Origin of the sequence: Streptomyces sp. NBC_00659, assembly GCF_036226925.1 — a bacterium.
Classification (GTDB): domain Bacteria; phylum Actinomycetota; class Actinomycetes; order Streptomycetales; family Streptomycetaceae; genus Streptomyces.
In genome coordinates this window covers 3,934,073-3,951,889 of record NZ_CP109031.1, presented here as the reverse complement: position 1 = coordinate 3,951,889, position 17,817 = coordinate 3,934,073, and the positions used below count along the sequence as shown (strand labels likewise).

14 protein-coding genes are annotated in these 17,817 nt (G+C 71.9%); 13 read left to right on the top strand and 1 reads right to left on the bottom strand.

The window, feature by feature from the left end:
• The first annotated feature begins 8 nt into the window (after nucleotides 1-8).
• The 6 genes from OG410_RS17070 (at nucleotide 9) to OG410_RS17045 (ending at nucleotide 7,200) form a co-directional block, all read left to right on the top strand.
• A complete protein-coding gene (locus tag OG410_RS17070; RefSeq protein WP_329299947.1) occupies nucleotides 9-596 on the top strand; it encodes a CGNR zinc finger domain-containing protein in 588 nt (195 codons plus the stop codon).
• A 225-nt stretch (nucleotides 597-821) separates the two neighbouring features.
• Nucleotides 822-1,352, top strand: a complete 531-nt coding sequence (locus OG410_RS17065) for a sigma-70 family RNA polymerase sigma factor (protein WP_037619265.1) — start codon at nucleotides 822-824, stop codon at nucleotides 1,350-1,352.
• A gap of 38 nt (nucleotides 1,353-1,390) precedes the next feature.
• A complete protein-coding gene (locus tag OG410_RS17060) occupies nucleotides 1,391-2,176 on the top strand; it encodes an anti-sigma factor family protein (protein WP_329299946.1) in 786 nt (261 codons plus the stop codon).
• A gap of 85 nt (nucleotides 2,177-2,261) precedes the next feature.
• Nucleotides 2,262-4,652: a HelD family protein gene (locus tag OG410_RS17055; RefSeq protein ID WP_329299945.1), complete on the top strand. Its 2,391-nt coding sequence runs from the start codon at nucleotides 2,262-2,264 to the stop codon at nucleotides 4,650-4,652.
• A 458-nt stretch (nucleotides 4,653-5,110) separates the two neighbouring features.
• Nucleotides 5,111-6,544, top strand: a complete 1,434-nt coding sequence (locus OG410_RS17050) for an NAD-dependent malic enzyme (RefSeq protein WP_329299944.1) — start codon at nucleotides 5,111-5,113, stop codon at nucleotides 6,542-6,544.
• A 374-nt stretch (nucleotides 6,545-6,918) separates the two neighbouring features.
• Nucleotides 6,919-7,200 (top strand): HU family DNA-binding protein, encoded by a 282-nt coding sequence (locus OG410_RS17045; protein ID WP_037619258.1) that lies wholly within the window; start codon nucleotides 6,919-6,921, stop codon nucleotides 7,198-7,200.
• Nucleotides 7,201-7,325: 125 nt separating this feature from the next.
• Here the strand turns inward: OG410_RS17045 and murA are convergent, their stop codons facing one another.
• Nucleotides 7,326-8,666 (bottom strand): UDP-N-acetylglucosamine 1-carboxyvinyltransferase, encoded by a 1,341-nt coding sequence (gene murA, locus OG410_RS17040; protein WP_328451931.1) that lies wholly within the window; start codon nucleotides 8,664-8,666, stop codon nucleotides 7,326-7,328.
• 281 nt (nucleotides 8,667-8,947) lie between these two features.
• On the opposite strand from murA, the gene OG410_RS17035 reads away from it, so the two are divergent.
• From OG410_RS17035 to OG410_RS17005, 7 genes are all read left to right on the top strand, one after another.
• Nucleotides 8,948-9,520 (top strand): YqgE/AlgH family protein, encoded by a 573-nt coding sequence (locus OG410_RS17035; RefSeq protein WP_328451933.1) that lies wholly within the window; start codon nucleotides 8,948-8,950, stop codon nucleotides 9,518-9,520.
• An 86-nt stretch (nucleotides 9,521-9,606) separates the two neighbouring features.
• Nucleotides 9,607-9,903: a DUF3039 domain-containing protein gene (locus tag OG410_RS17030; RefSeq protein WP_103554931.1), complete on the top strand. Its 297-nt coding sequence runs from the start codon at nucleotides 9,607-9,609 to the stop codon at nucleotides 9,901-9,903.
• A 1,125-nt stretch (nucleotides 9,904-11,028) separates the two neighbouring features.
• A complete protein-coding gene (locus OG410_RS17025; RefSeq protein ID WP_329299943.1) occupies nucleotides 11,029-12,681 on the top strand; it encodes a beta-N-acetylhexosaminidase in 1,653 nt (550 codons plus the stop codon).
• 281 nt (nucleotides 12,682-12,962) lie between these two features.
• On the top strand, nucleotides 12,963-13,856 hold the full coding sequence (locus tag OG410_RS17020; RefSeq protein ID WP_329299942.1) for an FAD binding domain-containing protein: 894 nt from the start codon (nucleotides 12,963-12,965) through the stop codon (nucleotides 13,854-13,856).
• Nucleotides 13,853-15,310: a 2Fe-2S iron-sulfur cluster-binding protein gene (locus tag OG410_RS17015; protein ID WP_329299941.1), complete on the top strand. Its 1,458-nt coding sequence runs from the start codon at nucleotides 13,853-13,855 to the stop codon at nucleotides 15,308-15,310. Before OG410_RS17020 ends, OG410_RS17015 begins: the two co-directional genes overlap by 4 nt.
• The gene (locus OG410_RS17010; RefSeq protein WP_329299940.1) at nucleotides 15,307-17,613 is read left to right on the top strand and encodes a xanthine dehydrogenase family protein molybdopterin-binding subunit; all 2,307 of its coding nucleotides are present in this window, start codon (nucleotides 15,307-15,309) and stop codon (nucleotides 17,611-17,613) included. The genes OG410_RS17015 and OG410_RS17010 overlap by 4 nt, the downstream gene beginning before the upstream one ends.
• Nucleotides 17,610-17,798: a hypothetical protein gene (locus OG410_RS17005; protein WP_329299939.1), complete on the top strand. Its 189-nt coding sequence runs from the start codon at nucleotides 17,610-17,612 to the stop codon at nucleotides 17,796-17,798. The genes OG410_RS17010 and OG410_RS17005 overlap by 4 nt, the downstream gene beginning before the upstream one ends.
• Nucleotides 17,799-17,817: the final 19 nt, after the last annotated feature.

Here is a 17,817-nt window from a genome sequence, read left to right as displayed (position 1 = left end):
ACAGGCGCATGGCATCGGGCATGGCCACAGCCTCGTACGAGCTGCGGTTCGGCTCCGGGCGGATCTGCCTGGACCTGACGGCGACCACCCATCCCGACGAACGCCTCGACTCGGCCGCCCGGTTGAGCGCCTGGGTCGTCGCCTCCGGGCTGGTACCCGCCGGCACCGCGCTGGCCGCCGTGGACACCTCATGGCTGCTCGGCTTCCAGGAACTGCGCGGACATATCGCCCAGTTGGTGCGCGGAGAGCTGGACGGGCGGCCCGCGGACAGCGCGCTCGCCCGCGTCAACGCCGTTGCCCTCGCGGCTCCGCCCGCCCCCTGGGCCGTCCGCGCCGCCGACGGCTCGCTGTGCAGGGGGCTGAATGCCCCGCCCCGCTGCGGTGAACTTCTTTCCCTGGTGGCCCGGGACGCCCTCGATCTGCTCACCGACCCGGACGCGCGTGCGAGTCTGAGACAGTGTGAGGGTGACAACTGCCCGATCGTCTATCTGGACACCTCGCGCGGCCGACGCCGCCGTTGGTGCTCCAGCGAGGTGTGCGGCAATCGGGAGCGAGTGGCCCGGCACCGGCGCCGGGCGGCTCTGGCCCGCGCCTGATCACATCCGTCAGTGATGCACCAGTGACGTTAGGTGATCGGTATGCATTCTTTTCGCTGTCTACACATCTTCACCAGAAAAAATCCTGAACACTTTGAACACTCGCGTACCGGCACACGTACCCGGTGATGAGCGACCGACTGGGGGAACCCCCGGACACCGGAGGTAGGCGTGCGCAAGGATTCAGCCGTGGCTGATGAACACAGGCCAAGGGCCCGACATCGCATGTCTCAGCAGTCCTCGTCGACCGAACCCGACGAGGAGCTGATGCGTGCGTTGTACCGGGAACACGCGGGGCCCCTGCTGGCCTACGTGCTGCGCCTGGTGGCCGGAGACCGGCAGCGTGCCGAGGACGTCGTGCAGGAAACACTCATCCGTGCCTGGAAGAACGCCGGCCAGCTCAATCGAGCGACCGGTTCGGTACGCCCCTGGCTGGTGACGGTTGCCCGACGCATCGTCATCGACGGCCACCGCAGTCGGCAGGCCCGGCCGCAGGAGGTCGACCCGTCGCCGCTGGAGGTCATCCCCGCGGAGGACGAGATCGACAAGGCGTTGTGGCTGATGACACTGTCGGACGCGCTGGACGACCTGACCCCTGCTCACAGGGAAGTACTGGTCGAAACATACTTCAAAGGGCGTACCGTCAATGAGGCGGCCGAAACGCTCGGCATTCCCAGCGGCACTGTGCGCTCACGGGTTTTCTACGCCCTGCGGTCGATGAAGCTTGCGCTGGAGGAGCGGGGGGTGACGGCATGAACACGTACGGGGGTTACGGAACAGGTGGTCCGGGAGCCATGCAAGGTCCACGAGGACAGCAAGGGTCCGGGGACAACATTCACGAGACTGTCGGCGCCTACGCGCTCGGCATCCTCGACGACGTCGAGGCGACGGCCTTCGAGGAGCATCTCGCCTCCTGCGAGTGGTGCGCCCAGCAGCTCGACGAGCTCGCCGGGATGGAACCGATGCTCGCGGCACTCGCCGACCTGCCCGCCTCGCAGGGCAGCCCGGCCATCGCGGAGTCCCTCTCGGCCCGCCCGAGCCCACGGCTCGCGGAGCGGCTGGTGGACGAGGTCTCGGCCCGCCGCGCCCAGAAGCGCCGGCGCGGCATGTACCTGGTGGCGGCCGCGGCCGCGCTGATCATCGGTGGCCCGCTGACCGTCCTGGCGGTCAACGGCGGCGGCGACGGCGGCGCGAACCCGCCGATCGCGCACCCCACCAGCCCGGCCAAGGCCGCCTTCGAGGTCATGACCGACAAGTCGTCGGCCACGGACGCGAAGACCAAGGTCAACGCCGTCGTCGCGATCGAGCCGAAGGACTGGGGCACCCACGCGGTCCTCCAGCTCAAGAACGTCACGGGCCCGGAGAAGTGCTCCCTGATCGCCGTCGGCAAGAACGGCGAGCGCGAGACGGTGACCTCCTGGTCGGTCCCGGAGTGGGGCTACGGTACTCCCAACGCCAAGACCGAGGAGGCCAAGCAGCCCCTCTACGTCCACGGCGGCGCGGCCTTCGAGCCGAACCAGATCGACCACTTCGAGGTCATGACCTTCAGTGGGAAGCGTCTCGTCGAGGTGAAGGCGTGAGCGGACTCCGGGCACGGACGTAGCCCGGCGGGCCTCCCTTCGCGTACGGTTGACGGCTGCCCAGCACGTCAGAAGGGGGCGCCCGGTGGCCGCTCAGGCTCAGCAGGAAACCGCGCTCGGCTCGGTCCGTACATCCGTACCGGATGAGTCCGTCAAGGACGACTCCGTACGGGACCTTGAGATCGCTGTCGAACAGGAACATCTGGACCGGGTCTACCGGCGCCTCGAGGAGAAGATCCACGAGGCCGAGTTCCTCATGCACGACGCCGCCCAGCGCGGTCACGTCGGCACACCGGGGGCGCTCGCCGAGCGCGACGCCCAGGTGTTCCGCGCGGGAATCCACCTCAACCGTCTCAACAACGAGTTCGAGGACTTCCTTTTCGGCCGGATCGACCTGCTCCGCGGGAAGGACGGCGTGAAGGGACCCGACGGCGCCTACACCGCCGTGGAACCCGCCGACGGCGCGGTCCGCGAGGACAACACCGCCGACATCGCGGAGACGCTCCACATCGGCCGTATCGGCGTCCTGGACGCCGAGTACGCGCCGCTGGTGATCGACTGGCGGGCGCCCGCCGCGGCCCCGTTCTACCGGTCCACCCCGGTCGACCCCGGCCGGGTCGTACGCCGCCGGGTCATCCGCTCCAAGGGCCGCAGGGTCCTCGGGGTCGAGGACGACCTGATGCGCCCGCAGGTGAAGGCCACCCTCGACGGCCGTGAGCTGCCCGTCATCGGCGACGGCGCGCTCATGGCCGCGCTCGGGCAGGCCCGCAGCCACACCATGCGCGACATCGTGGCGTCCATCCAGGCCGAGCAGGACATGGTGATCCGCGCGCCCGCCGCGTCCGTGACCTATGTCGAGGGCGGCCCCGGCACCGGCAAGACCGCGGTGGCCCTGCACCGGGCCGCCTATCTCCTCTACCAGGACCGCCGCCGGTACGCGGGCGGCATCCTGATCGTCTCGCCGACCCCGCTGCTCGTCGCCTACACCGAGGGCGTGCTGCCCTCGCTCGGCGAGGAGGGCCAGGTCGCGATCCGCGCGATCGGCTCGCTCGTCGACGGCGTGGCCGCGACGCTGTACGACTCCCCGGCGGTGGCCCGTGCCAAGGGCTCGTACCGGATGCTGAGGGTGCTGCGGAAGGCGGCGCGCGGGGCGCTGGAGGCGCCGGCCGGCGTCTCCAGGGGGAATTCCGGCCAGCTCGCCCTCGGGGAGCCGGACGAGGCCCCCACGGGTCCCCCCACCCGGCTGCGGGTCGTCGCCTTCGGGCGCCGTGTCGAGCTGGAGTCCGCCGAGCTGGACCGCATCAAGAACAACGCGCTCGGCGGGACCGCGCCGGTCAACCTGCTGCGTCCGCGTGCCCGCAGGCTGCTGCTGGACGCGCTGTGGACGAAGTCGGGCGCCGGGACCCGGCACTCGGACCCGGCGCTGTCCGCCGAACTGCGGTCCTCGTTCGACGAGGACGTCACCTCCGAGGACAGTTTCCTGGCGTTCCTGGACGCCTGGTGGCCGGAACTGACCCCGCGCGGGGTGCTGGCAGCCATGGCCGACGAACGGCGCCTCGGGCGCTGGGCGCGCCGGATCCTCAACCCCGGTGAGGTCCGCCGGGTGGCCCGCTCGCTCAAGCGGGACGGGTTCTCGGTGCACGACGTGGCGATGCTCGACGAGCTGGAGGCGATCGTCGGCGCGCCCGCCCGCCCCAAGAAGCGGCGCGATGCGGACCCGCTGGCCCACCTCACCGGTCTGGAGGAGCTCATGCCCCACCGCGAGGAGACGCAGCGCGAACGCGCCGAGCGGCTGGCGCTGGAGCGGACCGAGTACGCGCACGTCATCGTCGACGAGGCGCAGGACCTCACGCCCATGCAGTGGCGGATGGTCGGCCGGCGTGGCCGCCACGCCACCTGGACGGTCGTGGGCGACCCCGCCCAGTCCTCGTGGTCCGACCCCGACGAGGCGGCGGAGGCCCGTGACGAGGCGCTCGGCACCCGCCCCCGGCGCCGCTTCACGCTCACCGTCAACTACCGCAACCCGGCGGAGATCGCGGAGCTGGCCGCCAAGGTCCTCGCCCTCGCCATGCCGGGCTCCGAGTCGCCGTCCGCCGTACGGTCCACGGGCGTCGAGCCCCGGTTCGCCGTCGTACGGGACTCCCTCGCGCAGACCGTGCGCGCCGAGGCCGCCCATCTCCTCGACCGGGTCGACGGCACCGTGGGCGTCGTCGTCGCCATGAACCGGCGCGAGGAGGCCGCCCGCTGGCTCGCCGGGCTCGGGGACCGCGTGGTGGCCCTGGGAAGCCTGGAGGCCAAGGGCCTGGAGTACGACGCGACGGTGGTCGTGTCGCCCGCCGAGATCGCCGACGAGTCGCCCGCCGGACTGCGTGTCCTGTACGTCGCCCTGACCCGGGCCACGCAGCAGCTCACCATCGTCTCCAGCGACCGCGACGAACCCGACGCGAACGGGGTCCCCGACCTCCTGCGGGACTGACGTGCTCCGCGTCACCCGCCCGGAGCACGCGCCCCCGCTCCCGCCGGCCCCGCTTCCCGTCCCGGCCGAAAAGAACTCCCGGGACGGGAATTGCTCTACGGGAATCCTTTGTTACCTTTGACGTGACACCGGCCCGATCCAAGCCCCCGGGCCCAACCTTCGTCGCTACGAGCGACCACTTGCCGCGAGGCGAGCATGGCGGGTCGGTGTCATTGACCGCCGTCCTTCACCGAAGGACCTGAAGAGGCCCACGTCACCCCGTGACGTGGGCCTCTTTCGTCACCCGGTCCGCTCTCACCGGGCGGACCCCTCTCTCGTAGAGTGGAATCGGTTTTCCGAAGAAGCGACCTCTGGTGAACAAAACGTCCGCAATCCGGGGCGACTACCGCGTACTCAGGGGTAGGTGCGACGATCGGACGGCACAAGCAGTGACTCGGTGAAAGCAGAGGAAGTCGGCCATGGCAACGGCGCCCAGCGTCTCCTACTCGATGACGGTCCGGCTGGAGGTGCCCGCGAGCGGAACCGCGGTCTCCCAGCTCACCACGGCCGTCGAGTCCAGCGGAGGCTCGGTGACCGGCCTCGACGTGACCGCGTCCGGCCACGAGAAGCTCCGGATCGACGTCACCATCGCGGCGAGTTCCACCTCGCACGCCGACGAGATCGTCGAGGAGCTCCGGAAGATCGAGGGCGTGACCCTCGGCAAGGTCTCCGACCGTACGTTCCTCATGCACCTCGGCGGCAAGATCGAGATGCAGTCCAAGCACCCGATCCGCAACCGTGACGACCTCTCCATGATCTACACCCCGGGTGTGGCCCGGGTGTGCATGGCGATCGCCGAGAACCCCGAGGACGCCCGCCGCCTCACCATCAAGCGCAATTCCGTTGCGGTCGTGACGGACGGCTCCGCGGTGCTGGGCCTCGGCAACATCGGCCCGATGGCCGCGCTGCCCGTCATGGAGGGCAAGGCGGCCCTCTTCAAGCGGTTCGCCGGCATCGACGCCTGGCCGCTGTGCCTGGACACCCAGGACACCGACGCGATCGTCGAGATCGTCAAGGCGATCGCCCCCGGCTTCGCGGGCATCAACCTGGAGGACATCTCCGCGCCGCGCTGCTTCGAGATCGAGGCCCGGCTGCGCGAGGCCCTGGACATCCCCGTCTTCCACGACGACCAGCACGGCACGGCCATCGTCGTCCTCGCCGCCCTGACCAACGCACTTCGCGTCGCGGGCAAGGCGATCGGCGACATCCGGGTCGTCATGTCGGGTGCGGGAGCGGCCGGTACGGCCATCCTCAAGCTGCTGATCGCCGCGGGTGTGAAGCACGCCGTCGTCGCCGACATCCACGGCGTCGTGCACGCGGACCGCGCCGACCTCGTCGACGCCGCCGCGGACTCGCCGCTGCGCTGGATCGCCGACAACACCAACCTCGAAGGCCTCACGGGCACATTGAAGGAGGCCGTGCGCGACGCCGACGTGTTCATCGGCGTCTCGGCCCCGAACGTGATCGACGGCGCCGACGTGGCCTCGATGGCGGAGAACGCCATCGTGTTCGCGCTCGCGAACCCCGACCCCGAGGTCGACCCGGCAATCGCCCGTCAGACGGCGGCAGTTGTGGCCACCGGCCGCTCCGACTTCCCCAACCAGATCAACAACGTGCTGGTGTTCCCGGGCGTCTTCCGCGGCCTCCTGGACGCCCAGTCGCGTACCGTCAACACGGACATGATGCTGGCCGCGGCGGCCGCGCTCGCGAGCGTGGTGACCGAGGACGAGCTCAACCCGAACTACATCATCCCCAGCGTCTTCAACGACAAGGTCGCGGGCGCGGTCGCCGGAGCGGTGCGTGACGCGGCGAAGGCGGCGGGGGCGGCCGACGCGGCCAACACGAGCGTGTAGCCGGGGTCGAGCCGGGCCGCGCGCCCGTGTCGTACACGGCGATGTCCCGTCTGTGACGGGCGCCACGACCGCCCGGAACCCGGCGCGTCGCGGAACGCGGGGCCCGTGGCCGCCTCTAGGGTGGCGGCCAGGTTCAGGCCTCGCAGGGGCCTCTTCGTGTGACCCTCAAGGGTGTTCGTGTGACTCCCAGGGGTGCCGGATTGGCTTTCCCGCCGCAGGTGGGGGCAGGATGCGTCTTCGGGCGCGATGGTCTGGCCACGGACCCGGGTCCGGGAGCCGACCGAGGACCCTGGCAGCATCGGCTTCACTGTGCCCGATATGCGGCTCTGCCGCCTGGCACGCCTCAACAGCAAGAAGAACACGGGAGTAACAACATGAACCGCAGTGAGCTGGTGGCCGCGCTGGCCGACCGCGCCGAGGTGACCCGCAAGGACGCCGACGCCGTTCTGGCCGCTTTCGCCGAGACCGTCGGCGAGATCGTCGCCAAGGGCGACGAGAAGGTGACCATCCCCGGCTTCCTGACCTTCGAGCGCACCCACCGTGCCGCTCGCACCGCGCGCAACCCGCAGACCGGCGACCCGATCCAGATCCCGGCCGGCTTCAGCGTGAAGGTCTCCGCGGGCAGCAAGCTCAAGGAAGCCGCCAAGGGCAACTAGTCCTGGTGCCGGTACGTTCCCCGCGGACGCGGGACGCGGGACGCGTACAAGGCCGGCAACGACGATGGGGCGGCCCCTTTCAGGGGGGCCGCCCCATCGTCGTAGGCGGATCGGTCCGCCGCGTCCTAGCCGAGCGCCTTGCCCGGCAGTTCGACCTTCGCGCCGAGTTCCATGAGCTTCTCCATGAAGTTCTCGTAGCCGCGGTTGATCAGCTCGATGCCGTGGACGCGGGACGTGCCCTGCGCCGCCAGCGCCGCGATCAGGTACGAGAAGCCGCCGCGCAGGTCGGGGATGACCAGGTCGGCGCCCTGAAGCTTCGTCGGGCCCGAAACGACCGCGGAGTGCAGGAAGTTGCGCTGGCCGAAGCGGCAGACGGAGCCGCCGAGGCACTCGCGGTAGAGCTGGATGTGCGCGCCCATCTGGTTCAGCGCGGACGTGAAGCCCAGCCGGGACTCGTACACCGTCTCGTGGATGATCGACAGGCCGGTGGCCTGCGTCAGGGCCACGACCAGCGGCTGCTGCCAGTCCGTCTGGAAGCCGGGGTGGACGTCCGTCTCCAGCGCGATGGACTTGAGCTGCGAGCCCGGGTGCCAGAAGCGGATGCCCTCGTCGTCGATCTCGAAGGCACCGCCCACCTTGCGGTAGGTGTTCAGGAACGTCATCATCGACCGCTGCTGAGCGCCGCGGACGTAGATGTTGCCCTCGGTCGCCAGCGCCGCGGAAGCCCAGGAGGCGGCCTCCAGGCGGTCCGGGAGCGCCGCGTGGGTGTAACCGCCGAGCGAGTCCACACCGGTGATGCGGATCGTCCGGTCGGTGTCCATCGCGATGATGGCGCCCATCTTCTGAAGGACGCAGATCAGGTCCTCGATCTCCGGCTCCACGGCCGCGTTCGAGAGCTCCGTGACACCCTCCGCGAGGACCGCGGTCAGCAGCACCTGCTCGGTCGCGCCCACGGACGGGTACGGAAGCTGGATCTTGGTGCCGCGCAGCCGCTGCGGGGCCTCCAGGTACTGGCCGTCCTCCCGCTTCTCGATCTTCGCGCCGAACTGCCGCAGCACCTCGAAGTGGAAGTCGATCGGCCGGCCGCCGATGTCGCAGCCGCCGAGGCCCGGGATGAACGCGTGGCCCAGCCGGTGCAGCAGCGGGCCGCAGAAGAGGATCGGGATGCGCGACGAGCCCGCGTGGGCATCGATGTCGGCGACGTTCGCGCTCTCGACGTGCGAGGGATCGAGGATCAGCTCACCGGGCTCCTCACCCGGGCGGACGGTCACACCGTGCAACTGCAGCAGCCCGCGTACGACACGTACGTCGCGGATGTCGGGGACATTGCGCAGCCGGCTCGGTCCGCTGCCCAGCAGGGCGGCGACCATGGCTTTCGGCACGAGGTTCTTCGCACCGCGGACACGGATCTCGCCCTCAAGCGGGGTTCCGCCATGGACAAGCAGGACATCGTCGTTGACGGTCATGTATCTCGCGTTCCGATGAGTTGGGCAGGTGTGGGTCGTCGGCAGGCCGGTCGTACGGGAGCCGAACAGCAAGGGTAATGGCCGCCCGCCCCGGCGTAGTAAGCCCGAGGAGGACTCAGCTCGGTCATAGCTTGGCCACAACACGAGCCGTTCCGCGCCGGGCACGGGGGGTCACCGCCGCGGGTGTGCGCGGGCAACGCTTCGTTGCGCCCTGAGCTGCATTCACTCCCGTACGCGCATTGGCTCCCCACATGAAGGGAATGTGCGGGATCATGTCTGGCATGACCGAGGTGTCCTCGCTCACAGGGCGGCTGCTCGTGGCCACGCCCGCCCTGGCGGACCCGAACTTCGACCGCGCGGTGGTGCTGCTCCTCGACCACGACGAGGAGGGCTCCCTCGGTGTCGTCCTCAACCGCCCGACCCCGGTGGGTGTCGGCGACATCCTGGAGAACTGGGCCGGTCTGGCCGGGGAACCGGGTGTCGTCTTCCAGGGCGGCCCCGTCTCGCTGGACTCCGCGCTGGGGGTGGCGGTCATCCCGGGCGGCATGGCGGGGGAGCGCGCGCCCCTCGGCTGGCGGCGTGTGCACGGCGCGATCGGTCTGGTCGACCTGGAGGCCCCGCCCGAGCTTCTGGCCTCGGCCCTCGGCTCCCTGCGCATCTTCGCCGGGTACGCGGGCTGGGGACCGGGCCAGCTGGAGAACGAACTGGTCGACGGTGCCTGGTACGTCGTCGAGTCCGAGCCCGGTGACGTCTCCTCCCCGTCGCCGGAGCGCCTGTGGCGCGAGGTCCTGCGCCGCCAGCGCAGCGAACTGGCGATGGTCGCGACCTACCCCGACGACCCCTCCCTCAACTGACCGGCGCGCCGGCCTCCGAGCCGTGCGCCGAAGGCGCGCGGCCCTTACCTCAACTGACGGGTGCGAGCCCCAGTACCCTTGGCTTCATGAGCACTCTTGAGCCTGAGACCCAGCCCCAGCGAGGCACGGGGACGGGGACCCTCGTAGAGCCGACGCCGCAGGTGTCGCACGGCGACGGGGACCACGAGCGCTTCGCCCATTACGTCCAGAAGGACAAGATCATGGCGAGCGCGCTGGACGGCACGCCCGTGGTGGCGCTGTGCGGCAAGGTGTGGGTGCCGGGCCGCGACCCGAAGAAGTACCCCGTGTGTCCCATGTGCAAGGAGATCTTCGAGTCCATGGGCGCCGGCGGCGACCAGGGCAAGGGCGGCGACAAGAAGTAGCGCCGGGACGCCCCCGGCGCGGTACACGCCGCGCAGACCGACCACGGCCGCGACGCCCCCGGCGAGGGGCGCCGCGGCCGTGTCGTGTCCGGGTTCCGGGAGCGTGCCGCGGGTGGGGTCGACCGTGTCGGGTTCGGGGCCGGGCTGTGGCGTGTCCGGACGGGCGGTTTTTGACAGTGTCCCGTGATCACAGAGTGGTGTAGACCTCTTGTGGGCGGGTCCCTGAACTCCTTAGCCTCCGGAGTGTTGTGCGATGCGAAACCGTCATTGCGCACACCGCAACGCGCTCCGGAGGACATTGATGAAGTCCAGTGCTCCCTCACCGTCGTGGCCGGGACGGTGACCACCTCCCTGCCGGGCGGCGCCCGACGCCCGCCGGCGGGCCGGCGGCGCAGGGTCCGCCGCGTCCCCGCCCCGGAGACCGCGGCCCCGCGGGTCCTTCCCGCGTGTCACGCGTCACGGCGTCGCGGGGCGGCGGGAATTCGCCCGCCGGTTCTTCGGACGGCTTCTCACGGCGGCCCGCGTCGCGGTCGACCCCGCGCTCGGCGGATTCCTTTCAACGGCCGTGCGGGAATCATTCCGCCGCCGATTCCGGGCCACCTCGCCGATCATGTTCCCGGCCGCCCGGACGATGTCCGCCGACGTTCCGGCGAACCCGGCTTCCGCTTCCCGCGGGACTTCGGCCGGCCGAACACGACGAGTTCGGGGACCCCGCCGCGCGCGGCCTGCCCGCGGCCCTTCGCGACCCCGATGTCACGCGGTTTCACCGAGGCCGTCGCGGATGCGCGGAAGGCTGCCGCGAACCCGGCGGAGCGCGCCGCACACGATTTCCCCCGCGGCTCCCTCTCGCGGCCGCCTGGACGTTTTCCGGCGCACGCCGACGGCGAAGGGTCCGCGTTCTCCGGTCCCTTCTCCCGGGCGCCGTCGCGCGCGGTCCGCGCGGATGTCCTCGCCCGCCGGGCGCGAGCCGGAGAGCCCGACCGGACGGTATGGCGGACGTCTCCCCGGTGATGACCATCGCCGTCTCCACGGTGATGAGCATTCACCAGCCGATCTTCTTCGTACGCGAACCCGGAGACCCGTCTCCGGCCCCTGTGGCGGAAATGGACTGAAGGACGGATGGACATGATGGATACGGGCCTGATTCCCGCGCCCCTCGTCGTCGACGGTGCCGCGCACGGACGGTTCGCACTGGACGCGGACACCGTCCTGTGGGCCGCGCCCGGCACGGACAGCACCGGCCGCTGGCTCGGCTCGACGCTCGGCGCCGCACTCGGACTGCCCCTGCGACCTGGGCCGCAGAACGCCCCGCGCGCCGTACGTCTGCTCCTCGACGGCGCCCTGGGGCCGGAGGCGTACCGGCTCGCCGTCGGCGGCGACGGTGTCGAGATCCGCGGCGGCGACGCGGCCGGGGTCTTCTGGGGCGCCCAGACACTGCGTCAGCTGCTCGGCCCCGACGCTTTCCGCCGGGCCCCGGTCCGTCCGCGGGCGGCGTACGAAATCGAGCACGGCACCATCGAGGACGCACCCCGATTCCGCTGGCGCGGCCTGATGCTCGACGTCGCCCGGCACTTCATGCCCAAGGAAGGTGTCCTGCGCTACCTCGATCTGCTGGCCGCGCACAAACTCAACGTCTTCCACTTCCATCTCACCGACGATCAGGGGTGGCGTGTTCAGATCAATCGCTATCCGAAGCTGACGGAGATCGGTTCCTGGCGGGCCCGCACCAAATTCGGCCACCGGGCCTCGCCGCTGTGGGAGGAGAAGCCGCACGGAGGCTTCTACACCCAGGACGACATCCGGGAGATCGTCGCGTACGCGGCCGAGCGGCATATCGCCGTCGTCCCCGAAATCGACATCCCCGGCCACTCGCAGGCGGCCATCGCCGCGTATCCGGAACTGGGCAACACCGACGTCATCGACACGACCTCCCTGACCGTCTGGGACGACTGGGGCGTCTCCAAAAACGTACTCGCCCCCACCGACAACACCCTGCGCTTCTACGAGGGGGTGTTCGAGGAACTCCTCGACCTGTTCCCGGCGGACCCGGACCGCTTCCCGGAGTTCTCCGGTTTCTTCCACATCGGGGGTGACGAGTGCGCCAAGGACCAGTGGAAGGAGTCGGCCACGGCACAGGCGCGCATCAGGGAACTCGGGCTCGCCGACGAGGACGGGCTGCAGGCCTGGTTCATCCGGCACTTCGACGACTGGCTGTCCGCGCGGGGACGTCGGCTGATCGGCTGGGACGAGATCCTGGAGGGCGGTCTCGCGCCGGGCGCCGCGGTGTCGTCGTGGCGCGGCTACCAGGGCGGCGTCACGGCCGCGCGCGCGGGCCACGACGTGGTCATGTGCCCCGAGCAGCACGTGTACCTGGACTACCGTCAGTCCGCGGGCGAGGACGAACCGGTGCCGATCGCCTATGTGCGCACCCTGGAGGACGTCTACCGCTTCGAGCCCGTTCCGCCGCAGCTCACCGAAGGGGAGGCGCGGCACGTGCTGGGCACGCAGGCCAACCTGTGGACCGAGGTGACGGAGGACCGCACGCGCGTGGACTACCAGGCGTTCCCGAGGCTCGCCGCCTTCGCCGAGGTCGCCTGGAGCCGTCTGCCGGCCCCCGCGGAACGGGACTTCGCCGCCTTCGAGCGGCGGATGAACGCCCACTACGGGCGGCTCGACGCCCTCGGCGTGGCCTACCGCGCACCCTCGGGTCCGCGGCCGTGGCAGCGGCGGCCGGGGGTGCTCGGACGCCCGATCGAGGGGGCGCCCCCGAACGTGTGAGACCGCTCACGGTCGCCCGGCTCCCTCCGCGGTGCCCCGGAGCCTTTGCACCGCAAGGAAAAAAGGCCCCCAAGGGCCACCGAAGAGTGATAATCGGTTCCCACCGGTGATGCCGTGCGAAAACAGGCCACATCCCTGGTGAGACGGGCGAATGCCTCCTAGCGGACCCCCGCGTCGAGGGCCCGGGAAGATGTGCCAGAGTTGCCACGTCCGCCCTGTCAGCACGTACCGTACGGCAGCACAGGTGGGACCAGGTGGGGCAGCGGGAAGGGGCAACCGGTTTGACCACGCACGCACCGCAGACGGCGCAGGCCGTGACGCTGCCCGTCTCGCTGGACGAGGCGGTGGCGGCGCTGTCCGCCATGCCCACGGCCGTTCCGGTCGCGGGCGGCACGGACCTCATGGCCGCGGTCAACTCCGGGCAGCTCAGGCCGGCCGCGCTCGTCGGCCTCGGCCGGATCACCGAGATCCGCGGCTGGCAGTACCAGGACGGCCACGCGCTGCTCGGCGCGGGTCTCACGCACGCCCGCATGGGCCGCCCCGACTTCGCCGCCCTGATCCCGGCGCTCGCGGCCGCCGCGCGGGCGGCCGGACCGCCGCAGATCCGCAACGCCGGCACTCTCGGCGGCAACATCGCCACGGCCGCGCCCACGGGCGACGCGCTGCCCGTACTGGCCGCCCTGGAAGCCACGCTGATCATCGCGGGGCCGGGCGGAGCCCGCCGCGAGATCCCCGTGTCGCACCTGCTCGCCGGCGTGGACATGCTCCGCGGCGGAGAACTCATCGGCTATGTGCGCGTGCCGCTGCTGCACGCCCCGCAGGTCTTCCTGAAGGCCACCGGCCGCACCGGACCCGGGCGCGCCCTCGCCTCCGTGGCGGTCGTCCTCGACCCGGCCCGGCGCGGCGTCCGCTGCGCCGTGGGCGCCATAGCGCCCATGCCGCTGCGACCGCTGGACGCCGAGGCCTGGGTGGCCCAGCTCATCGACTGGGACAACAACCGCGCGATCGTCCCGGAGGCGCTGACCGCGTTCGGCGAGTACGTGGCCGCGGCCTGCATCCCGGACCCCGTCCCCGCCGAGGACGGAACCCTCACACCGCTTCCGCCCGCCGTACTGCACCTGCGGCGCACCGTCGCCGCGCTGGCCCGACGAGCACTTGGAAGGGCACTGTCGTGACCGACGACCAGCACGAGGGGGGCGCGTCGCGCGGCGGGAGCCGCTGGGACCCGCTGCCCCAGGGTGACTACGACGACGGGGCCACCGCCTTCGTCAAACTCCCCGAGGGGGGCATCGAGGCCCTCCTCGCCGCCCGGGAGCCGCTCGCCGCCCCCGGACACGGCTATGTGCCCCCGCAGATCAACGTGACCCCCGCCCCGCCCGCGGCGGCGGACCCGGACACCGGCGGAACCTGGGCCGGCCAGGGCGGCAACACGCAGTGGCCGGATCCCGACGCCGCTCAGCCGCGGGGCGGCGCCCACGACGACCGGTTCACCTACCACCCCGGGTCCACCGGGCAGTGGCAGTTCGACGACGGCGCCGGACAGGGCCGGCCGCAGGGCCCCGGACACGACGTGACCGGGCAGTGGTCCATTCCCCTTGCCGCAGGCGACCTCCCGGACGAATCGGGCGAGTTCACCACGTCGGCGCTCGTCGAGCAGTGGGGCGGCACACCGCCCGCCACGCTCCCCGGCGGCGCGGCCGCGCCCTGGGCCGGCGAGATCGGGCAGCCCTGGACCGCCGACACGCACGAAGCGGCCGCTGAGGCCCTCGCGGGACCCGCGGGGCAGTCGGGGGCCGAATCGCCCGCGCAGGCCACCGAGGGGCCCGCGCAGCCCGTCCACGAGGCCGCCGAGTTCGCCGCCGGCCCCGGTCCGGTGACCGCGGGGACACACGGGGTGGCCGAGCCGGATCCGGCGCACGAGGCCGCCGTGACGGACGACGAGCGTCCGGACGAGGACCTCCCGGCCCCGGCCGGACACGACGATCACCCCCTCGCCTCCTACGTCCTGCGCGTCAACGGCGCCGACCGGCCGGTCACGGACGCCTGGGTCGGCGAGTCGCTGCTCTACGTCCTGCGCGAGCGGCTCGGCCTCGCGGGCGCCAAGGACGGCTGCTCGCAGGGCGAGTGCGGCGCCTGCAACGTCCAGGTGGACGGCCGGCTCGTGGCGTCCTGCCTGGTGCCCGGCGTCACCGCCGCCGGCAGCGAGGTGCGCACGGTCGAGGGCCTGGCCGCCGACGGACAGTCCTCCGACGTCCAGCGGGCGCTGGCCAAGTGCGGTGCCGTGCAGTGCGGCTTCTGCGTCCCGGGCATGGCGATGACCCTGCACGACCTGCTGGAGGGCAACCCCGCGCCCACCGAGCTGGAGACCCGCCAGGCCCTGTGCGGCAACCTGTGCCGCTGCTCCGGATACCGCGGTGTCCTGGACGCCGTGCGCGAGGTCGTCGCCGAACGCGAGGCGTACTCCGCCGCCGCGGCCGAGGCCGCCCCCGAGACGGACGCGGCCCGCATCCCGCACCAGGCCGGACCCGGCGCCGGCGGCATCCACCCGTCCGCGTACGAGGACGGCGCCGCCTACGGTTCACCGGCACAGCACGAACAGCCGTACGGCCAGGACGGAGGCCAGGCGTGACCAACCAAGCCGCGACCGCGACACCGGCGGCGCCCGAGACGGGCCCCGAGCCCCTGCCGCACGGGCTGGGCGTCTCGCTGCCCGCCGCCGACGACCGCGCCAAGACCGAGGGCACGTTCCCCTACGCCGCCGACCTGTGGGCCGAGGGCCTGCTGTGGGCCGCCGTGCTCCGCTCGCCGCACCCGCACGCCCGCATCGTGTCCATCGACACCAGCCACGCGCGCGAGATGCCCGGCGTACGCGCCGTCATCACCCACGAGGACGTGCCCGGCACCCCGCTGCACGGCCGCGGCAGAGCCGACCGTCCGGTGTTCGCCTCCGACGTCGTACGCCACCACGGTGAGCCCATCGCGGCCGTCGCCGCCGACCACCCGGACACCGCGCGGATGGCCGCCGCCGCCGTCATCGTCGAGTACGAGGTCCTCGAACCGGTCACCGACCCGGAGCACGCCTTCGAGGCCGAACCGCTGCACCCCGACGGCAACCTGATCCGGCACATCCCGCTGCGCCACGGCGACCCGGACGCCGTCGGCGAGGTCGTCGTCGAGGGCCAGTACCGCATCGGCCGCCAGGACCCCGCCCCCATCGGCGCCGAGGCCGGACTCGCCGTGCCCCGCCCCGACGGCGGCGTCGAGCTCTACATCGCCTCCACCGACCCGCACAGCGACCGCGACGCGGCCGCCGCCTGCTACGGCCTCGAACCCGCGCGCGTGAAGGTCGTCGTCACGGGCGTCCCCGGAGCCACCGCCGACCGTGAGGACCAGGGCTTCCAGCTCGCGCTCGGCCTGCTCGCCCTGGCGACCGGCTGCCCGGTGAAACTCACCGCCACGCGCGAGGAGTCCTTCCTCGGCCACTCCCACCGGCACCCGACCCTGCTGCGCTACCGGCACCACGCCGACGCCGAGGGCAACCTGGTCAAGGTCGAGGCGCAGATCCTGCTCGACGCGGGCGCCTACGCCGACACCTCCGGCGAGTCGCTGGCCGCCGCGGTCTCCTTCGCCTGCGGCCCGTACGTCGTCCCGAACGCCTTCATCGAGGGCTGGGCCGTCCGCACCAACAACCCGCCCTCGGGCCATGTGCGCGGCGAGGGCGCCCTCCAGGTCTGCGCCGCCTACGAGGCCCAGATGGACAAGCTGGCGAAGAAGCTCGGCGTCGACCCCGCCGAACTGCGCCTGCGCAACGCCATGGCCACCGGCGACGTCCTGCCGACCGGCCAGACGGTGACCTGCCCGGCGCCCGTCGCCGAACTGCTCCAGGCCGTACGCGACTACCCGCTGCCGGCCCTCCCCAAGGACACGCCCGAGGACGAGTGGCTGCTGCCCGGCGGCCCCGAGGGCGCGGGCGAACCCGGTGCCGTGCGCCGCGGTGTCGGCTACGGACTCGGCATGGTGCACATGCTCGGCGCCGAGGGCGCCGACGAGGTCTCGACGGCCACCGTGAAGGTCCACGACGGCGTCGCCACCGTGCTCTGCGCGGCCGTGGAGACCGGCCAGGGCTTCACCACGCTGGCCCGCCAGATCGTCCAGGAGACCCTCGGCATCGACGAGGTGCACGTGGCCCCGGTCGACACCGACCAGCCGCCGGCCGGTCCGAGCTGCCGTGGTCGGCACACCTGGGTGTCCGGCGGAGCGGTGGAGCGCGCGGCCAAGATGGTCCGCACGCAGTTGCTCCAGCCCCTGGCGCACAAGTTCGGCATGTCCACCGAGCTGCTCCAGATCACCGACGGCAAGATCACGTCGTACGACGGGGTCCTGTCGACCACGGTCACCGAGGCGATGGACGGCAAGGAGCTGTGGGCGACCGCGCAGTGCCGCCCGCACCCGACCGAACCGCTGGACGAGGCCGGCCAGGGCGACGCCTTCGTGGGCCTCGCCTTCTGCGCCATCCGCGCGGTGGTCGACGTCGACATCGAGCTGGGCTCGGTACGGGTCGTGGAGCTGGCGCTCGCCCAGGACGTCGGCCGGATCCTCAACCCGGCACAGCTCAGGGCCCGCATCGAGGCGGGCGTCACCCAGGGCGTGGGCGCCGCGCTGACCGAGAACCTGCGGACCAACCGCGGCCTGGTCCGCCACCCCGACCTCACCGGCTACGCCCTGCCGACCGCTCTGGACACGCCCGAGATCCACATCGTCAAGCTGGTCGAGGAGCGCGACGTCGTCGCCCCCTTCGGCGCCAAGGCGGTCAGCGCGGTGCCGGTCGTGACCTCGCCGGCGGCCATCGCCTCCGCCGTACGGGCGGCCACCGGCCGGCCCGTCAACCGTCTGCCGATCCGCCCGCAGGCGGCCGTGGTGACGGCCTCGTGACCGAGCGGGAGCGGTCGTCCGGCGAACCCCCGCCGGACGGCTCCGCCCCGCCGCTCCTCCCCGGCGCCGGGACCGGGCAGCCGCGGTACGAACCCCCGCCCAGTGTGGGGAAGCTGCTGCTCTGGGTGCTGCTGTTCGCGCTGGCGGCCGTGGTCGTCGTCCTGGGCGGCGTCTACCTCACCTGACGCCCGCCGCGGCACCTGA

Coding starts and splice junctions, on each gene's coding strand:
- OG410_RS17070 (WP_329299947.1), top strand. CDS start 9: ATGGCATCGGGCATGGCCACAGCCTCGTACGAGCTGCGGTTCGGCTCC.
- OG410_RS17065 (WP_037619265.1), top strand. CDS start 822: ATGTCTCAGCAGTCCTCGTCGACCGAACCCGACGAGGAGCTGATGCGT.
- OG410_RS17060 (WP_329299946.1), top strand. CDS start 1,391: ATGCAAGGTCCACGAGGACAGCAAGGGTCCGGGGACAACATTCACGAG.
- OG410_RS17050 (WP_329299944.1), top strand. CDS start 5,111: ATGGCAACGGCGCCCAGCGTCTCCTACTCGATGACGGTCCGGCTGGAG.
- OG410_RS17045 (WP_037619258.1), top strand. CDS start 6,919: ATGAACCGCAGTGAGCTGGTGGCCGCGCTGGCCGACCGCGCCGAGGTG.
- murA (WP_328451931.1), bottom strand. CDS start 8,666: ATGACCGTCAACGACGATGTCCTGCTTGTCCATGGCGGAACCCCGCTT.
- OG410_RS17035 (WP_328451933.1), top strand. CDS start 8,948: ATGACCGAGGTGTCCTCGCTCACAGGGCGGCTGCTCGTGGCCACGCCC.
- OG410_RS17030 (WP_103554931.1), top strand. CDS start 9,607: ATGAGCACTCTTGAGCCTGAGACCCAGCCCCAGCGAGGCACGGGGACG.
- OG410_RS17025 (WP_329299943.1), top strand. CDS start 11,029: ATGATGGATACGGGCCTGATTCCCGCGCCCCTCGTCGTCGACGGTGCC.